This window comes from Rhodobacter capsulatus (genome assembly GCF_052363175.1).
GTDB lineage: Bacteria > Pseudomonadota > Alphaproteobacteria > Rhodobacterales > Rhodobacteraceae > Rhodobacter > Rhodobacter capsulatus_D.
Genome location: NZ_CP198946.1, coordinates 147,471 through 165,406 on the forward strand (window position 1 = coordinate 147,471; position 17,936 = coordinate 165,406).

Here is a 17,936-nt window from a genome sequence, read left to right on the forward strand (position 1 = left end):
GCGCGGCGGAAGAAGTACGGAAAGGAATGCACGGATGACAGGTCAGCTCGGCGAGCCCGTTCGGGACGCGGTGAAAGCCGCTCTTTATCAGACGTTCTCCGAAAAAGCGGATGCGGCGGCGAGCAGCAGCACTGGCTATACCATGTCTGTCGGCGACACCTTCAGCGGAACGCTTTCACTGGGCGATCGGGATGGCGTGCGGGTCTTCCTCGAAGCCGGGCAAGCCTATGAGATCAATCTGGCTGCCTCGGGTTCTGGCGCCGGTACTTTGGTCGATTCCTTTCTGCGGATTTACAATGGTGCCGGGACGTTGCTGAGCAGCGACGACGATAGCGGTCAGGGCAGCGATTCCCTGCTGACCTTTACTGCAACGACCAGCGGCTATTATTACCTTGAGGCGGGCGCCTTTGGTGACAACAGTCTTGGCACCTATGCGCTCAGCGTCACCGAGCATGTGCCGCCCACTGTGCAGGAGCTGGCCGACTATCTGGTCAACGGCTATTGGCAAGACAATGGCGATGCGGCGCGCAAGTTCGACACGACGAGCAGCACCGTCATCACGGTCAATCTCAGCGCCCTGACTGCCGAGGGGCAGCAGCTGGCGCGCTGGGCGCTGGAAGCCTGGGAGGCCGTGGCCAACATCACCTTTCAGGAGGTCTCGGGCTCGGCGGATATCACGTTCGACGACACGGATTCCGGGGCGTATTCGGAGTCTGTCACGTCCAGCGGCACGATCCTCAGCTCGACCGTGAACATCGGGACTGGCTGGATCGCCAGCTATGGCACGACGATGGACGGCTACAGCCTGCAGACTTATATCCACGAGATCGGTCACGCGCTCGGGCTGGGGCATCAGGGCAGCTATAATGGTTCTGCCTCCTATCCGACCGATGCGACCTTCGAGAATGACAGCTGGCAGCTCTCGGTCATGTCCTACTTCTCGCAGGACGACAATACGACGGTCAACGCCTCTTTCGCCTGGGTCACGTCTGCGATGATGGCGGATATCATCGCGATCCAGTCGATGTATGGCGCCTCTGCCGTGAATTCGGGCAACTCCATCTATGGTCTGAACGCCAATATCGGCGGCTATATGGAAACCCTGTTCGACAGCCTCGTGGCGGGGAGTTCCACAAGCTATTCCGGCGAGTCGGTGACGATGACGATCTGGGATTCGGCGGGCAGCGACACGATCGATTACAGCTTCTCCAATCTCGATCAGTCGCTCAGCCTGGTTGCGGGCAGTTTCTCCGACATGCTCGGTCTGGTGGGGAACCTTGGTATCGCGGTTGGTGCCGTGATCGAGAACGGTTTCACAGGGGGCGGCAATGACACGATCACCGGCAACGCCGCGGCAAACTGGCTGAAAGCCGGGGCGGGCTCGGACGTGCTGCAGGGCGGGGCTGGCAATGACACTCTGGTTGGCGCTGCCGTCAATGACACTTTGCGCGGCGGGAATGGCGCCGACAGCATCGCCGGCGGCGCAGGCAATGATCTTCTTGTCGGCGGCGCCGGTGTCGATCGCATGACCGGCGGAGTCGGGCGTGACACATTCGTGTTCAATGTGGCCGTCCAGGCGGCCCATGCCGATGTCATCGCCGATTTCGTGGTGGCCGATGACACGATCTGGCTGGACCGCTCGTTCTTCACCGGATTTACAAGCATCGGCACGCTGGCGGCAACCGCATTTGCCGCGAATACCACGGGGCTTGCCGAGGACGCCTTGGACCGGATCATCTATGAAACCGACACCGGCAAGGTCTGGTATGATGCGGATGGCACGGGGGGCGCCGCACGGACTCTGGTTGCAACGCTCGGCGCCCATCTGGGGGTGACCAACGCGGACTTTCTCATCATCGCCTGAGACGGCTTTCGGTCCGAAATCGAGGCGTTGCGCGGTGGGCGGGAAGACTTCCCGCGGTTGCCCTGACCTTGCCTCGGCCGGAACGGGATGTCATTGTGACCGCCAATGACTGTCCGCGCAATCTGGCGAAGAAGGTTGCGCCGGAAGATCACGCCCCGGGCGTTGCACGCGAAAAGACCACGGCGCCGCAGTTGGTGCGAAGACGGTGGCGGGCTGTGTCGGGACCACAAGGAAGGCAGACAGATGAGCGATTTTGTCCCCCCATTCGTTAGTATCATGGATACTGCAGATCTTCCGGTGACAAACGGCATCCTCAAAGGTCGGGAGGGCTGGCTTTTCCTTTGGGATGGCTCGAACGACGTGCATCGCTATTACATGGAGCCCGGGTTCTTTGGCGCAACGCAAACCGCGGGCTGGGTGTCCTTGCTGCAGGACCGGGCGGGGCGCTGTGCGCGGATGGGGATGCAGTATCGCCACCTTGTCGTCCCCGACAAGATTTCCGTCTATCCGCAGCATCTGCCTGTCCCCCTGCCGCATTACGCCTGTCATCCGGCGGCGCAGTTTTCCCGGGCCTTTTCCGATGACTCGCTTTACGTCGACATCCTGCCCGACTTGCGCGGGCATCGCGGCAACTGGGCCGAGCGTGTGGAGCGCGGGGGCGGTGATGCCGCGGGCCCGGATGCGTTCTTCTTCAAGACCGACAGCCACTGGACCTTCGAAGGGTGTCAGGTCGGCTATCTGCGGCTGTGCGAAAGCCTGGGTGTGACACCTTGCGACCTGAGCAAGGCACGCCCCGGCCCGGGCAAGGAAATGGCGCTGGATCTGGGTGCCAAACTGTCGCCGCCGGTGCTGGAACATGCGCGTTTCGGCCGGGTGTTGCGGCTCGCGAAGCGGCAGGCCGACAACGAGATGGTGCGCTACAACGAATGCGAGGGCTTCGCCAAGGGGGCCCCGCGCTTCGTCGGCTGTATGGTGCACAACCATAATGACCAGCCGCAGGCGATTGCGAAACGGGTCGTCCTTTTTGGCGATTCCTTTTGCGAATTCCGCCCGCATCTGCTGACGGCGATGCTGTCGGAGACCTTCCGCGACGTGCATTTCGTCTGGTCGACCAGTCTTGACTGGGACTTCATCGCGGCGCTGAAGCCCGACATCGTGATCACCGAAATCGCCGAGCGGTTCGTGAACCGACTGCCGAAAGACGATTTCTTCGTTTCAAGTGAATGAGTGAGGGGATTTCCCCTCACTCCTCCAGCAGGTTTCCGTAGACCTGACGTTCGATCTCTGCCCAAGTCGGGTTGTCCGCGTAAAGATCCCGAAGTTCTGTCGGCGTGAACCAGAAATCCAGATTCCGGATATAGTCGATCTTGCTTTCGTTGGCGCGAACGAGCTGCACCCCCGGGAGGTTGAAGACTCGTTCGGTGTCTTCTTGCATCTTTTCGACCCGGATCCATTCGTCGACTTTGGTGCGGGTGAAATGGCGGATCAGCTTTTCGGCGGAATGTACCGTGTTCGCGTTTTCGTAGAATTCGCCGCGCAGGAATTGTGCGCGGGATGGAACAGGGGCGTCCGGTGCGCGGTCGACCTCATAGTGGACACGGCTCAGAAGCCATGTCGGAAGGCGACGAATTGTTGCAAGAACTCGTTTGCCGGTCGTCTCGAAACTCGGATCGTGTTCCTTGCGCAACTCTATGTTATGATGCCACAGCACGCGTCCCTTGGCATCCCTGTTGTCCATGCGCTTCACGTCGAAGGTGACGTCTTTCCGTCCCGCAAAAGCCACGCTCAGCGTACGTTCGATCGAGGTGCCGCCGCATTTGGGAATGTGAAGCCAAATGAAGTCAGGGCCGATAATCATGATCTTTCCTTTTTCGTATTTCGGTTGAGTGCGGCGGTCTTGCCTGGCATGCGGGGCCGTGTCTCATCCTTCCGGGGGGGCGGGCCACACGAAATCAATTCCGAAGGTCGCGCAAAACGCCTCGTAATCGGCCCGCATGATCCGGCTGAGGCGATCGAATGTCGCTGGAGAAATATCTCGAAGCGCCGCGTTGTTGCTGTGCCTGATCTCAAGGAAGCTGTCCTTCCAGATCGGGTCGACGCCCACATGTTCGAACAGGCGTCGAACCGTCGCTTTGGGATCGTTGCGCAACTGGCTGTTGTCGATCACCAGCAGCCGATCACCGAAAATGCTTCGATATCGTTGTGCCTTTGCCAGATAGAGACTGAAGGTCATCGCATGCATGAAGTTGCTTTGAATGAGCCCAACTGCGGGAAGCATCCTGGCCAGATCTCGGTTGAAGAACGTGTCGGCATCCATTTCCAGTAGGGGCGGGATCTTGTTGACCACCTGCAGATGCCGGAAATGCGAAATCGCCCGCTCGACCGGGTTGCGGGTGATCAGGATCAGCTTGCCCTGCGGGCTGTATCTGTCGATCAACCGCGGCAGAAGCGGCGTGTTGGAGGCATCGAAATAGGTCGGGCTGGCATCGACATAATGCTGTCCGGCGGGAAGGCCTTCGAAATGGCGGTGATACCAGTCGTCGCCTTCGGCATAATTCAACGAGAAATAGTGTATTTCTTTCTGAGTGCCCGAGTGGATCTCGGGGTGCTCGGTCAGGATGCGGTGCACCGCGGTCGTGCCGCCTTTCATCGTGCCGATGATGAAGATATCGGGTCGGTTGATGGTCTGGGTCATGTCGGGTTCCGCCTTAAGCTGCCACAACGGCTCCGGTCGGCCGGAGGCAGGCCTGCACCCCGGCAACCGGGAGGCTGCAGTCATGAAGAGATGGCACAGCGCAATGCGCGCTTGTGTGTTGTCGGAAAGCCGGGGAACGGCTCATGCTTTCGTCTTTCCTTGCAGGCCGAATTGCACGGCAAGTTCCGTGACATAGTCTTCGGCTCTTTGTTTTTGCGCGCTGCCCAGCCCGTGACGGGTCAGCACGTCGCGTTGCACGGTTTCGATCTCGGCCAGTTGTCTGGCGTCGAAATTCGAGATCGTGACGCTGTTCTGATGCCGACGGTGGATGTTCTTCGAAGCGGTGTTGAAAGCGATCCTGCCCCGTTCCAGCAGCCACAGATAGACCAGCCAGTCGCCGACGAAGCGCACCGATTCAAGGTCGGTGCGATGCTCGGCCAGCACCGTCTGCAGCGCCTCTGCCGCCATCACCACACCCGAGACATTCGGGATCGTGTTCTTCAGATAGAGCACCTCGGAGATTTCCTCGGCGCCGTCGCGACAGTAGTTCTGCGCCCAATGCGTCGGGCTGATCTTGTCGGTGTAATAGCGATAGTTCGGCGCCAGCGGCGTGCCGTTCTCGTCAATCTGCGCCGAGTCCGTATAGGACAGCACCGTGCCCGGTTTTTCGAAGCCGCGCATCGCCGTGCTCAGGAAATCGGGCTCCGCCAGATCGTCGGCTTCGGCGATCCAGATGTAATCGCCATGCGCGAGGTCGAGCCCCTTGATCCATTGCCGGAACACGTTGCCCGAATTGGTCTCGTTCGGGACGATGCGGATCGGCCGCTCGCAGCGCGCCGCGAAGGCGCGAATGCGCTCAAGACTGTCGTCGGTCGAGCGGTCATCAAGCACGATGATTTCGTAGATCGGGAAATCCTGCGCCAGAACCGAGGCCAGCCTGTCTTCGATGTAGCGGCCGTAGTTGTAGTTCGGCACGATCACCGAGACCCGCGGCACATGCCGCCCCGAGAGCCGCAGCAGATCCAGCGTGTATTTGGTGAAATCGGCCTCGGCCTCGATGTAGTCGCGCGCCGCCGTTACTATCTGGCCGCGCCGCTCGGGGTGGTCGATCAGGCTTTCGACCGCATGGGCCATTCCGGCCGGGTCCGTGCCCTTCACGGCAATCGCCAGACCACGCTCGGCCAGCAGCTCGCAGCCGGTGGTGCCACCGAACATCACGCAGGGCAGGCGCGCCGCCATCGCTTCGAGCACGACCGAGGGGAAGGGGTCCTCGCGCGAGGAAAGCAGGAACACGTCCGCGGCGGCATAGAACGGGATCGGGTTCTTTTGTCGGCCAAGGAAACGCATGTGTTCTGCCACGCCCAACTCGCGGGCAAGGGCCTCGACCTGCGGCTGGAAGTGGATGTCGCCATGGCCGATCCAGATGCCTTGCACCTTGCGCCCCGCCCCGCGCAGGGTTGCCAGCGCGCGCACGAACAGATCGCCCCCCTTGCGGTGATCGACATAGCCGACCCCGAGAAGCACGGTGGTCTCCGCGTCGATGCCCAGTTCGGCGCGCAACCGGGCACGCTCGGCGGCCAGCTCGGCCGAAGAGGCAAGCTCGTGCAGGTAAAGCCCCTGCGGGCGTACGGTGGCCTGCGGCAGATCGCGGCCCAGATAGGTCTGGAACTGCATCTGCACCAGCGGCGCCGGGAAGACGATGCGATCGGCGTGATCGGCGACCAGAGTCATCTGCCGCCGCAGGCCCATCTGGTGGTAGACGGATTGCATCTCGTGGATCAGCGATATGGTGCGATAGCCGGCGTCGCGCAGCATCGGCAGGATATCGGCGCTGACCGTGGTATTGACGATCGCCACCTGCCCATCCTCGGCCCGCAAACGCCGCAGCAGCGGGGTGGTGTTCTCGCCCGCAAGCGCGGGATCATCGAGCACGATCACCTGCGCATGGCGGGCGTATTCGGTGACCAGCTGCCCGCCTTGCAACAGCACGATCTGCACCTGCAGCCCGTTCTGCGCATAGCTGCGCGCAAGGTTCAGAAGCAGGATCTGCGCCCCGTGCGGATGCGCGTCATGGCCGACCAGCGTCACCGTGCGCGGCACTTCGGCCGGGTTCAGCGCCGCCCGCGAGGCGTCGAGATAGGCATAGCCGTATTTCGTGTCGGGCTCGAGATGCGCGCCCTCGGCCCATTCGTTCCAGGCATTGACGAAGATCACCCGCTCGTCCGGGGTGCGGGCATCGGCCAGTGTCCGGGTGATGGCGTTTTCCAGCCAGACCCGGTACTCAGCCGGGTTCGAATTGGCAAAGATCGCGCCCTTGTTTTTGCGTCGGGCGGTGTTGTCCCAGGACGGGCAGACCGAGCGGTAAAGCTTGTAGTCCGGCATCGGATAATTGCGCGAGCGCTCGACATAGGACCGCCAGTCATAGACGATGCCACCGAAATCGGGCGAGAGACCCGGCACCCGGTCGGTCAGATTGTCGGGGGAATAGTTGTTGGGCGGGAATTCCACCGCCGCGTCGAACCCGTATTGTGCCGGATCGACCGTCTCGAAGCTTTGCGGATAGGCCAGATAGATCTCGCCGATGCCGTTCTTGCGGCACCAGTCGCGCCAGCGCGCCGAGGTCTCGGCGACATTCGGCATCAGGCTGGGGCGATAGAGCAGGATCAGCGGCTTGCCGTCGATGCGGATGTAACGCGGATCGCGCAGATAGGGCGCCAGCTCGGCGATGAAGGCCAGATCATCTTCGGGGCTGTGGTTTTGCGAGATCAGCAACTCCTGATCCAGCCCGTCCCAGCGCCGCGACCAGTTCTCGTTCGCCCAGCAGATGCAGAAGGGGAAATCGAGATCGGGGGTGTCAAGCCAGTTGCGCACCGGCTTTTCCAGCAGACGCTTGCCGCCGAACCAATACCAGTAGAAGCAGAAGCCGCCGATGCCGTAGAGCTTGGCCAGTTCGATCTGCTTGCGCTGCACATCGGTGTCGAGCAGGTCATACTGACCCAGTTCGGGCACCGGCTCGTGCGGCTGGTAATGACAGGGGAATTGCGGCTGTGCCGGGCCGACATTCGTCCATTCCGTGAAGCCCTTGCCCCACCAGGCGTCATTTTCCGGAATCGGATGGAACTGCGGCAGATAGAAGGCGATCAGCCGCGCTTTCGGATTGGCCAGATCGGTTGTCGGATGGCGGGCGACGAAAGTGTTCGTCTCGGGGATCAGCACCTGTGCAGGGGCCGCCGGCTCGGCCGCGGTGGCGGGCTCCGGGGCGGCTTCGGCGGTCGGCTGCGGTTGTGCGGGCGACAGATGCTGCGCCTGCTGCCGCTGGATCGCCTGCAGCTGTGTCGCAACCGCTTCACGGTCGCGCTTCGCTTCCTGCCAGGTCTGATAGAAATGCGTCCCGCCAAGCAGGAAGCCCATCTTGCTCAGCACATTGTCCTTGAACTGCAGTTTGCGCGACCACGGCAGCGGCAGGTAATGCCAGACGAACCGCGCCGTCACCGAGGCCGAGCGTCGGCTGTTGCGCTTGACCCAGCGAGCCCCGGTCACGGTCACGCGCAGCGGTGCGGTGATCCGCCAGGAGGTGCTCGCGCGCAAGGCGGCGATCGTCGTCTCGTGCTGCGCGATCACGCGGTCCAGATGCGCGATATGCAGATGAAGCGCCTGCATCTGCGCCTGGGATTGATCCCGTTCCCCGATCAATTGCTTATCGCGCTGCTGCAACAGCGCTTGGGATTGATCCCGTTCCCCGATCAGCTGCTTATCGCGCTGCTGCAACAGCGCCTGCACATGCGCAAGTTCGCCAGCCTGAACCTGAAGCTGCCGCTGCGACTCCGCCCGATGCGCTTCCGCTTGTTCTTGCTGCAGGCTGCGCTCCAACAGTCGACCGCGGGTTTCAGTCAGCTGCGTTTCGGCTGTGCTCAGCCGTGCCGCAAGCACGTCGCGCTCGGCGCGGTGCTCGTCGATCTGTGCGAGGCTGACGGCAAGCTTCGTCTCGACATCGGCCAGCCGGAGCCGCAGCTCCTGTTCCAGCTTGAGCCGAGCGCCCTCGATCCGGTTGCGGGCTTCGTTGCTGGCCTGCAGTTGCGCCAAGGCTTCGGCGAGTTGCCCGTCGAGATGTGCGACGCGCTCCTGCATCGCATCATTGAGAAGCGCGCGTTCAGCGTAGCTTTCCTCAAGACGTTGCTGCAACATCTGGCCGCTGTTCGACGCCTCCAGCAAGCGCGCGTTCAGGGCATTGATTTCGTTGATTTTCGCGTTCAGCGCGTCATGCGCCTCGCTCAGTTCCGCGGCGCGCAGGCGCACGGCATTCTCGCGTTCTGCCAGCCGCGCCGTCAGATCCGAGATATAGGCCTCGTTCTTTCGGTTAAGCTCGGAAATCGTGCCGTGCAATTCCCAGATGCCGCCGACATTGCGGGTCATCTCCTCGTAGCGGGCTTTCAGATCGACATGCTCGGCTTCCAGCGTCTGCAGTGCCGTCTGCACATCCGCCAGCAGCCGGTCGGCTTCGCGCTGGGTCGGAAGGGTCAGATGCTCGATCTCGTCAAGCTGCTTGCGCAGCCGGTCGAAAGTTGCCAGCGCTGCCGCCGACATGGGATCGGCGCAAAGATCGGCCAGCGTGCGATAAATCGTCAGCGCCATCCCGGCGGTATAGTCGATCTCGGCAAGGGTCTGACTGTCGCCCGAATGATGCCGGAATTCGTCCGAAACGAAGGAATCCGCCTCTTCGGCGATTTCGTCGATCCGCGTCAGCCGGTCGAGCCCGACATCGCGGCTGATGCGCTCCAGCTCCTGCGCCCAGTCTGACATCACGGCGGTGTAATCGACAAAGCTGCGTCGCAGGCCGCGGCTGTAGACCTCCGCATCCAGCACATGACGCATCCACAGCAGCACGCCGCGCCGTTGTGCGATCTTGTCCCGCGCTTCCAGCGATCGCGCCACTTCGAGCGGGTTGCGATAGGGAATGATGACGCGGGTCTCGAACCCTTCGTCTTTCAGCGCTGCAAGGATCGGTGGCGCCAGACGGCAGGCGCGCGGTTCCTTCAGCACGAGGCTTTGGCGGGTGCCCTTTTCGCTGCGAAGCCAGGCGCGCAGATCGGCGCCATAAGCGGCGAGGACATCCCTGGGCAGGGCATCGAAGTCGAGACGCGACCAATCGGACCAGTCGCTACCAATCCGGACCAGAAAATCCTGGTTGAGCGTGTTCAGAACGACAGGCTCCCAATGCCCGGTCTGGTTGTCCTTCGTCGCACCGATCAGTTCGGTGGGCAGGGCATAGCCCGCGATGTTGAGCAGCCGGGTCAACATGCTCGTGCCCGAGCGATGCATGCCAAGGATCAGAACGCAAGTCGGTGTCGACGGCTGCGACCGGCGCTTGCGGGCGTGCGGTTCGCCGCCGGAGCGCACAGGATCGGACGTCGCGCCCTCCATCAGGATTGCGGGGTTGTCGACGTTCTGTGACCCGGTGTTCTTCATGCTCTGCCTTTGCGGTTATGCGGCCTTCGGGCTCGCGGCAACTTAATGCGGCCTCCGAAGCCGTGCAAGGCGAGGGGGCCCCCGTCAAGTGTCTTGGCACGATCATGCTGCAAATGCGCGGTGGTTTGCCGGGCGCTTCAGCGTTCGGAGAGCAGTTTGCGATGGTTGCGGTGCAAAAGCAGCATCCCGGCCGCACCGATCACCAAGGCGACGCCATAGACGAAAACCTCGGACACATAGGGCGCATCATAGGTGTCATAGAGCCCCCGGCGCACCATCATGATGAGATGGGCAGGCGGCAGCAGCAGGCTGATGTCCCGCACCGTTGTCGGCAGTTCGTCGACCAGATGCAGCACCCCGGCAACCAGAAACAGCGGTCTGTTCAGGATCGCCCAGATCGACTGCCAGATCGGGAAGCTGGTCATCAGATAGCAGTTGAGCAGGCCGACAGCGGTTCCCAGGGCAATGATCATGGCCCAGGCACGGGCAAGGACGATGTAATTGATGTTGACCTGCATGTGCTGCATTGCGATGGCGCCGATGACCACGATGGCAAAAACCTGCAGCTGTGTCAGGGTCGTCAGCAACAGGCGCGCGACGATGGCATCGATGTAGGTCACGCTCGGATAGGCCAGAAGCGCCTTGGAAAAGCGGATCGACATCGCAACGTTGATGGAGATCGCGTTATAGGCGCTCAGCACCAGAAACCCGCTGGCGTAGAACAGGATGAAGCTCTGTCCGAGCGGCGGATTGTTGACGATCAGCGAAAACACCACCGAGAGCAGCGCGATGGCCCCGACCGGTTCGGCAATGGCCCAGAAATAGCCTCCGACCGACTTCCCATAGGTCGTCGTCATCTCGCGCAGTATGAGTGCGAAAACCGCCCGGGTGCCGATCAGTCCGCTCCGGTTTGTTCTCACGCGCACCGCGGCTTTTGCCATCTGGACCGGTCCTCCAAAGGGGTATTCCGCTTGCTTGCTAGTGCTTTTTTACTTGCAATGCGAGGGACAAATAACCATGAGTTGCGCACCTCGATGGTGCGACGGGAGTATGGGCGATTAACAGGCAGTTGTCGGATGCGGCGAGTGCCGCCGCGCGAATGGTCACGAACACGATTGCCGGTCCCTCTGTTGCCCGGCCGAGGTTGCGCCACAAGCTTCTGCTTCTCAGTTTTCTGGTGGGTGTCGTCGGGCCGGTTGCGGTGGGGGCGGCATATCTTTACCTGATCGCCGCCGATCAATACGCCTCGAAAGTGGGCTTCACTGTCCATTCCGAAGACATGAGTTCCGCCGGAGATTTGCTGGGCGGCCTGTCGATGCTGACGCATTCGAGCTCGTCCGATTCCGAGGTGCTTTACGAATTCATTCAGAGCCGCAGCCTTGTCGAGCGCATCAATCGCAAGATCGATCTCGCCAAGGTCTTCTCGCGTCCGGCTTTCGATCCCGTCTTCGCCTATGACACCGATGGCACGATCGAGGATCTGGTCGATTATTGGCAAGACATGGTCAAGATCTCCTATGCCTCGACCACTGGCCTGATCGAGGTGGAAACCCGGGCCTTCACCCGCGAGGATGCGCTGGCGATTTCAGAGCAAATCGTGGCGGAATCGACGGCGGTGATCAACGAGATGTCGGCGATCGCCCGGGAAGACGCCACCCGCTACGCCAAGGAAGAACTGGGCACCGCCGTTGAACGTCTGAAGACCGCCCGTGAAGAGCGCACGCGGTTCCGCTCGAAGACCCGGATCATCGACCCGGCCGCGGATGTTCAAGGGCAGATGGGGCTTCTGACCTCGCTCGAGCAACAATTGGCGCAGGCCTATATCGATCTGAACCTGACGCTCGAGACCTCTTCCGGGGATGATCCGCGGGTGTCGCAGTCGCGTCGCCGCATCGACGTGATCCAGACCCTGATCGAGCAGGAAAAGAGCAAGTTCGGCATGGGCAATGCCGAAAATCCGGATGTCGCGTCGGAGGAAGATTATCCCACGCTGATGGCCGAATACGAACGCCTGAGCGTCGATGTGGAATATGCGAACTCGGCCTATCTCGCGGCGATGGCCTCGCTTGACGCCGCAAATGCGCAGGCGCAGCGGCAAAGCCGGTATCTGGCGACCTACACGCCCCCAGCGCTGGCCGAGGCCTCGACCTATCCCGAACGCGGCATGATCCTTCTTGTGATGGGGTTCTTCCTGACGCTTGCCTGGTCGATCTGCGTTCTGATCTTCTACAGCTTGCGCGACAGGCGCTGATCCGATGATCGAGTTGCGAAACCTGAACAAGACCTTCCGGCTGAACGGGGTGTCGAAGACGGTGGCGCGCGACATCAACTTCGTCTTTCCCACCGGGGAGGCAGTCGCGCTGCTGGGCGGCAACGGGGCCGGCAAATCCACCATGCTCAGCATGATCGCGGGCACGGTCGAGCCGGACAGCGGCGAGGTGCTCTCGGACGGGTCTGTTTCGTGGCCGATCGGCTTTTCGGGCAGCTTCCACGGCGATCTGAGCGGGGCGCAGAACGTGCGCTTCGTGGCGCGTGTCTATGGCATCGACACCGACGAAGCGATCCGGTTCTGCCGGGAATTCGCCGATCTGGGGCAGCATTTCCATCTGCCGACACGGACCTATTCCTCGGGGATGCGCTCGCGGCTGGCCTTTGCCCTGTCGATGGCCGTGCCTTTCGACACCTATCTGATCGACGAGGTGATGTCGGTCGGCGACACTTCGTTCAAGGAGAAGTGCCAATCCTTCATGCAGGAACGGCTGAAGACCTCGAGTGCGATCATCGTCTCGCACCAGTTCGGGGAACTCAAGCGGCTCTGCGCCTCGGGGGTCTATCTGGAGGGCGGGCAGCTTTATTACTACCCCGAGGTCGGCCAGGCGATCGAGCATTACCAGAAGGCGATGCATCGCAACGCCGCCCGGACGCCCGGCGGCGTCTGAAAGCCGTTGCGGATATGCCCTCCCGGGCGTGCGCCGGTCTGCGGGCATCTTAACCCTCTCGCGGGAAATCTGGGGCAAATCCACCTTTGCGGAGATTTCCCATGGCCGATCAAACCCCGCTTCTGGGGCTGCCCCTCATCCTGCCCTCGCAAGCGCAAAAGCATGTCACCCATAACGAGGCGCTGAGCCTGCTGGATGCGATCGTGCAGCTCGCTGTGCTCGGCCGCACGCTGACGGTGCCGCCCGCCGCGCCGCAGACCGGGGATCGTTACATCGTCGCCCCGGGGGGGGCGGCGGGCTGGAGCGGGCAGGATGCGGCAGTGGCGCTGTGGACCGGCAGCGGATGGCTCTTTGCGACACCGCAACCCGGCTGGGTGGCACGCGATCTGTCCGACGGGGCGGTGCTCGTCTTTGACGGAACCATCTGGGGGCTGGCGCCGGTCCAGACCGACAATCTGCCGGGAGTTTGGATCAACACCACGCATGACGCCACGAACCGGCTCTCGGTCCATGCGGCGGCGACGCTGCTCAGCCACGAGGGGGCCGGGCATCAGCTGAAGATCAACAAGGCGCTGTCGACCGACACCGCAAGCCTGCTGTTTCAGACCTCGTGGTCGGGCCGGGCAGAGATGGGCACGACCGGCAGCGACGGCTTTGCGATCAAGGTCAGCGCCGATGGCACGGCCTGGACCACGGCGCTGAGTTTCGCGGGCGCAACGGGAATGGCGTCGGGGGCGGCAGTGCAGCAGTCGCGCACCGATGTGACCGCGGGGCGGCTGATGCGAGCGGATTACGGCTACGGTCCGGGCAATCTGCTCGGCACGGTGGCGCAAAGCGCAGGTGTGCCGACCGGGGCGGTTCTGGAACGTGGCACGACGGCCAATGGCGACTACATCCGCTTCGCCGATGGCACGCAGATCTGTTTTGCGCAGCGCACGCTTGGCTCGATCATCGCCGTCGGCTCGGGCACGTTCACCGCGCCTTACAAGACCGGCGATGTCACATGGACCTATCCCAAGGCCTTCTCGGCGGCGCCGGTGCTGAGCGCGCGCGGCGTGGCGCCGACTGGGTTGACGCAGGATCGCCGCAGCTGTTCGGCTTGCGTCGGCGATCTGGATGCGACGGCGGCAGCCGGTATCCATGTCGTGCGACTGGGAAACGCGGCGAATGCCGATGTCTTCAAGATCGATCTGATCGCCGTCGGCCGCTGGGTCTAGAGCCGCTTCAGCAGCGCCCCGGCATAAAGCGAGAGCTGCCCGCGCAGGCCTTGCCGATAAAAGCCCGCGTTGCGGATCGCGGCGAGGCTTTGCAGCGGCGGCAGGGTGCGGGCGGTTTCAAACGTACTCAGCAGGGCGCGGTTTTCGGGCGTCAGCATGTCGTCGATTGCTCGTAGCGCCGCGATATTGCGGCGACACCAGTCGGAAAACCGCCCGGTCACCAGCATATGTGCCCGCACAAGCGTGGCCAGCGCGCCGCGGTTCGCGCCGATCACATTGCCCGCATGCTGGCGGTAAAGCAGATGCGGCGTGTCGTCGAAGATCACCCGACCCCCGATGCCGGTGATCACCTGATAGACCCACCAGTCATGGATCACCGTATCCGTCGTTCGCAGCGCGGCTTTGCGGATCGCCTCGGCCGCGGCGCGGTTCAGCACCATCGTGTTGCCGCCCGCGATGTTCTGCACCAAAGCATGGGCAAAGGAGGCCGGTCAGGGCGCCCCGCGCGACAGCCGATGCCCGGTCAGATCCTCGTTCACCTCGAAGGAGCGGCCGCAGTAAAGCGCGGGCTGATCGGCCCGCCCCAGTGCCAGCGCCTCGGCCGCGACGCGCAGCTTTTCCGGCAGCCAGACATCATCCTGATCCGAGATCGCCCAAAGATCGGTCTCGACCGGCTGGCGTAGCAGCGACAGGAAATTCTGCGCCGCCCCCGCCTTTGGCCCGTCCATCAGCCGCAGCGCAATCGCGGGATGGCGGGCCGCCCAGTCGGTCAGCACCTGCCGCGTCGCATCGGTCGAGCCATCATCGCTGACGATCAGCTGCACGGGCGGCAGGTCTTGCCCGGCAAAGCTGTCGAGCTGCGGCACCAGCCGCGCCGCCCCATTCCACGTCGCCATCAGGATCGAGACCGAGGTCACGGGCCGCCTCACGCGTCGAGCAGCTTGATCAGGTAGTTGCCATAGTCGTTCTTGCCGAAGAGTTTCGCCCGGGCGCGCAGGCCATCGGCATCGATCCAGCCGCGCTCGAAGGCGATCTCGTCCGGGCTGCCGGTCTGCAAGCCCTGGCGTTCTTCGAGCGTGCGCACGAAATTCCCCGCATCGAGCAGGCTGCCATGGGTGCCGGTATCGAGCCAGGCATAGCCGCGACCCATCTGACAGACGCGCAGGCTGCCCTCGGCCAGATACATTTCCAGGAGCGTGACGATTTCAAGCTCGCCCCGCGCCGAGGGGGTGACCTTGCGGGCGCGTTCGGGCGCATTGCCATCAAGGAAGTAAAGCCCGGTCACGGCGAAATTCGACGGCGGCACCGGCGGTTTTTCGATGATCGCGCGGACCTTGCCCTCGGCGTCGAAATCCACCACGCCGTAGCGCTCGGGATCGGCGACGCGATAGCCGAAGACGGTGCCGCCCGCGGTCTGGGCATCGGCCTCGGCCAGAAGCGCCGAGAGGCCATGGCCGAAAAAGATGTTGTCGCCCAGAACCATCGCCGAAGGGGCACCATCCAGAAAATCCTCGGCGAGGATATAGGCCTGCGCCAGACCATCGGGCGAGGGCTGCGCGATATAGGTCAGGCTCAGACCCCATTGCGAGCCGTCGCCGAGTGTGCGCTTGAACTGCTCCTGATCGATCGGGGTGGTGATGATCGCGATCTCGCGGATGCCCGCCAGCATCAGGACAGAGAGCGGATAATAGACCATCGGCTTGTCGTAGATCGGCAAAAGCTGCTTCGAGACCCCGATGGTGATCGGGTAAAGCCGCGTGCCGGAGCCGCCCGCCAGAATGATGCCCTTGCGTGCCGTCATCTCAAACCTCCAGATCTTTCAGGACTTTGGCCAGACCGGCCTTCCAGTCGGGGGGCGCGATACCGAAATCGCGTTCCAGTGCCGAGCAATTCATCCGGCTGTTCAGCGGCCGCACCGCAGGCGTCGGATAGGCCGAGGTAGGAATGCCCGTGACCGCGACCTTGCGCCCGGCAAGCGCAAAGATCTCGCGGGCGAAATCGGCCCAGCTGACCCATGGCGTGCCGCCGAAGTGATAGGTGCCGCCCGGCTGCCCGGCGACCATCTTCTGCGCCATCACGACCAGCGCCGCCGCGATGTCAGCCGCGGGGGTCGGACCGCCGATCTGATCCTCGACCACGTTCAGCGCTTCGCGGGTCTCGCTCAGCCGCAGCATGGTCTTGACGAAATTCGCCCCATGCGCGGAAAACACCCAGCTGGTGCGCAGGATCGCGGTGTTGCCGCCCGCGGCACGGGTGCCGATCTCGCCCGCGAGCTTGCTGCGGCCATAGGCATTCGGCGGCGCCACCGGATCGGTTTCGACCCAGGGCGCGGTGCCTTCGCCGGAAAAGACGTAATCGGTCGAGACATGCAGGAAGGGGATGCCCTTTTCCGCACAGGCCCGGGCCATCGCCGCGGGGGCCTCGCCATTGACGACGGTGGCCGCGGCTTCCTCGGTCTCGGCCTTGTCGACGGCCGTCCAGGCCGCGGCATTGATCACCACATTGACGTCGCTTTCGCGGATCGCCTGCGCGCAGGCGGCCGGGTCACTCAGATCTGCCGCATCGCGCCCCAGAAAGATCGCCTCGGGAAGACAGCGCTGCAGTTCCTGCGCCACCTGTCCGGTCTTGCCGAAAACGAGCGTCTTCATGGCTTTACCCTTTCCCCAGCCGTTTGCCGACGCCGTCGCGCTCTTGCAGCGGCCGCCACCAGCTTTCATTTGCCAGATACCAGTCGACGGTGCGTTCAAGCCCCTCTTCGACCGTCACCGAGGGGCGCCAGCCCAGTTCGGCCCGGATCCGCGTCGGATCGATCGCATAGCGCGCGTCATGGCCCGGCCGGTCGGTGACGAAGGTGATCTGATCGGCATAGCTGCCCGAGGCCTTCGGTTGCTTCCGGTCAAGGATCTCGCAGAGCGTGCGCACCAGTTCGAGGTTCGTGCGCTCGTTCTCGCCGCCGATGTTGTAGCTGCGCCCGACCTGGCCCTTTGCGACCACGGTCAACAACGCATCGGCGTGATCCTCGACATAAAGCCAGTCGCGGATATTCGATCCGTCGCCATAGATCGGCAGCGCCTTGCCCGCCAGCGCATTCAGGATGATCACCGGGATCAGCTTTTCGGGGAAATGGAACGGGCCATAGTTGTTCGAGCAATTCGTCAGCACGACCGGCAGGCCATAGGTCTCGTGCCAAGCGCGGACGAGGTGATCCGAACCCGCCTTCGACGCCGAATAGGGGCTGCGCGGATCGTAGGGCGTATCCTCGGTGAATTTCACCTGCGGATCATGCGGCAGCGAGCCGAAGACTTCGTCGGTCGAGATGTGATGGAAGCGGAAGGTCTCGGGGCGGCCGCGGCCTTCCCAATACTGCCGGGCGGCCTGCAGCATCTGATAGGTGCCCATCACGTTCGTCTCGATGAAGACGCCCGGCCCGTCGATCGAGCGGTCAACATGGCTTTCGGCTGCCAGATGCATCACCGCATCGGGCTGATGCCGATCAAGGATTGCCGCGATCGCAGCGCCATTCCGGATGTCGGCCTGCTCGAAGGCATAAAGCGGCGAGGAGGCCACCGAGGCGACATTGTCGAGGCAGGCGGCATAGGTCAGCGCGTCGACGTTGACGACGGCATGACCGCGCGCGATCGCCAGACGCACCACGGCGGAGCCGATGAACCCCGCCCCTCCGGTCACGAGAATCTTCATGGCAAATTCCATTTCTTCTGGTCTGAAACAGGCTTACTTGCCGCAACTGCAAAGGA

The 17,936-nt window shown here is 62.9% G+C and carries 14 protein-coding genes; 5 read left to right on the forward strand and 9 right to left on the reverse strand.

The features are described 5' to 3' along the window. Positions 1–34: 34 nt before the first annotated feature. Both ACTTAI_RS01475 and ACTTAI_RS01480 read left to right on the forward strand, forming a co-directional pair. Positions 35–1,864: a M10 family metallopeptidase gene (locus ACTTAI_RS01475; RefSeq protein WP_444453726.1), complete on the forward strand. Its 1,830-nt coding sequence runs from the start codon at positions 35–37 to the stop codon at positions 1,862–1,864. 276 nt (positions 1,865–2,140) lie between these two features. Next, positions 2,141–3,091 carry an alginate O-acetyltransferase AlgX-related protein gene (locus ACTTAI_RS01480; protein WP_444453727.1) on the forward strand — a complete coding sequence of 317 codons (951 nt, stop codon included), beginning with the start codon at positions 2,141–2,143 and terminating at the stop codon, positions 3,089–3,091. 16 nt (positions 3,092–3,107) lie between these two features. On the opposite strand, the gene ACTTAI_RS01485 is transcribed toward ACTTAI_RS01480, so the two are convergent. The 4 genes from ACTTAI_RS01485 to ACTTAI_RS01500 all read right to left on the reverse strand — a co-directional run bounded on the left by ACTTAI_RS01485 (position 3,108) and on the right by ACTTAI_RS01500 (position 10,966). Then, positions 3,108–3,722 carry a hypothetical protein gene (locus ACTTAI_RS01485; protein ID WP_444453729.1) on the reverse strand — a complete coding sequence of 205 codons (615 nt, stop codon included), beginning with the start codon at positions 3,720–3,722 and terminating at the stop codon, positions 3,108–3,110. A gap of 63 nt (positions 3,723–3,785) precedes the next feature. Continuing rightward, complete coding sequence (locus ACTTAI_RS01490; RefSeq protein WP_444453731.1) at positions 3,786–4,559, reverse strand: sulfotransferase family protein; 774 nt, start codon at positions 4,557–4,559, stop codon at positions 3,786–3,788. 141 nt (positions 4,560–4,700) lie between these two features. Further along, the gene (locus ACTTAI_RS01495; RefSeq protein WP_444453733.1) at positions 4,701–10,025 is read right to left on the reverse strand and encodes a glycoside hydrolase family 99-like domain-containing protein; all 5,325 of its coding nucleotides are present in this window, start codon (positions 10,023–10,025) and stop codon (positions 4,701–4,703) included. A 137-nt stretch (positions 10,026–10,162) separates the two neighbouring features. Further along, entirely contained in the window at positions 10,163–10,966 is an 804-nt protein-coding gene (locus ACTTAI_RS01500) for an ABC transporter permease (protein ID WP_444453735.1), read from the reverse strand. A 158-nt stretch (positions 10,967–11,124) separates the two neighbouring features. On the opposite strand from ACTTAI_RS01500, the gene ACTTAI_RS01505 reads away from it, so the two are divergent. From ACTTAI_RS01505 to ACTTAI_RS01515, 3 genes are all read left to right on the forward strand, one after another. Further along, on the forward strand, positions 11,125–12,276 hold the full coding sequence (locus tag ACTTAI_RS01505) for a sugar transporter (RefSeq protein ID WP_444453737.1): 1,152 nt from the start codon (positions 11,125–11,127) through the stop codon (positions 12,274–12,276). Between the two features lie 4 nt (positions 12,277–12,280). Further along, positions 12,281–12,964 carry an ABC transporter ATP-binding protein gene (locus ACTTAI_RS01510; RefSeq protein ID WP_444453739.1) on the forward strand — a complete coding sequence of 228 codons (684 nt, stop codon included), beginning with the start codon at positions 12,281–12,283 and terminating at the stop codon, positions 12,962–12,964. A 101-nt stretch (positions 12,965–13,065) separates the two neighbouring features. After that, on the forward strand, positions 13,066–14,181 hold the full coding sequence (locus ACTTAI_RS01515) for a DUF2793 domain-containing protein (RefSeq protein ID WP_444453741.1): 1,116 nt from the start codon (positions 13,066–13,068) through the stop codon (positions 14,179–14,181). Here the strand turns inward: ACTTAI_RS01515 and ACTTAI_RS01520 are convergent. From ACTTAI_RS01520 to rfbB, 5 genes are read right to left on the reverse strand one after another with little or no spacing between them, the layout of a single operon-like run. Continuing rightward, the gene (locus ACTTAI_RS01520; RefSeq protein WP_444453742.1) at positions 14,178–14,648 is read right to left on the reverse strand and encodes a hypothetical protein; all 471 of its coding nucleotides are present in this window, start codon (positions 14,646–14,648) and stop codon (positions 14,178–14,180) included. The two genes, ACTTAI_RS01515 and ACTTAI_RS01520, sit on opposite strands and share 4 nt — an antisense overlap. A 24-nt stretch (positions 14,649–14,672) precedes the next feature. Continuing rightward, positions 14,673–15,098 carry a glycosyltransferase gene (locus tag ACTTAI_RS01525; protein WP_444453744.1) on the reverse strand — a complete coding sequence of 142 codons (426 nt, stop codon included), beginning with the start codon at positions 15,096–15,098 and terminating at the stop codon, positions 14,673–14,675. Between the two features lie 8 nt (positions 15,099–15,106). Then, positions 15,107–15,982 carry a glucose-1-phosphate thymidylyltransferase RfbA gene (rfbA, locus tag ACTTAI_RS01530; RefSeq protein ID WP_444453746.1) on the reverse strand — a complete coding sequence of 292 codons (876 nt, stop codon included), beginning with the start codon at positions 15,980–15,982 and terminating at the stop codon, positions 15,107–15,109. Position 15,983: 1 nt separating this feature from the next. After that, complete coding sequence (gene rfbD / locus ACTTAI_RS01535) at positions 15,984–16,829, reverse strand: dTDP-4-dehydrorhamnose reductase (protein WP_444453747.1); 846 nt, start codon at positions 16,827–16,829, stop codon at positions 15,984–15,986. 4 nt (positions 16,830–16,833) lie between these two features. Continuing rightward, on the reverse strand, positions 16,834–17,880 hold the full coding sequence (gene rfbB / locus ACTTAI_RS01540; protein WP_444453748.1) for a dTDP-glucose 4,6-dehydratase: 1,047 nt from the start codon (positions 17,878–17,880) through the stop codon (positions 16,834–16,836). Positions 17,881–17,936: the final 56 nt, after the last annotated feature.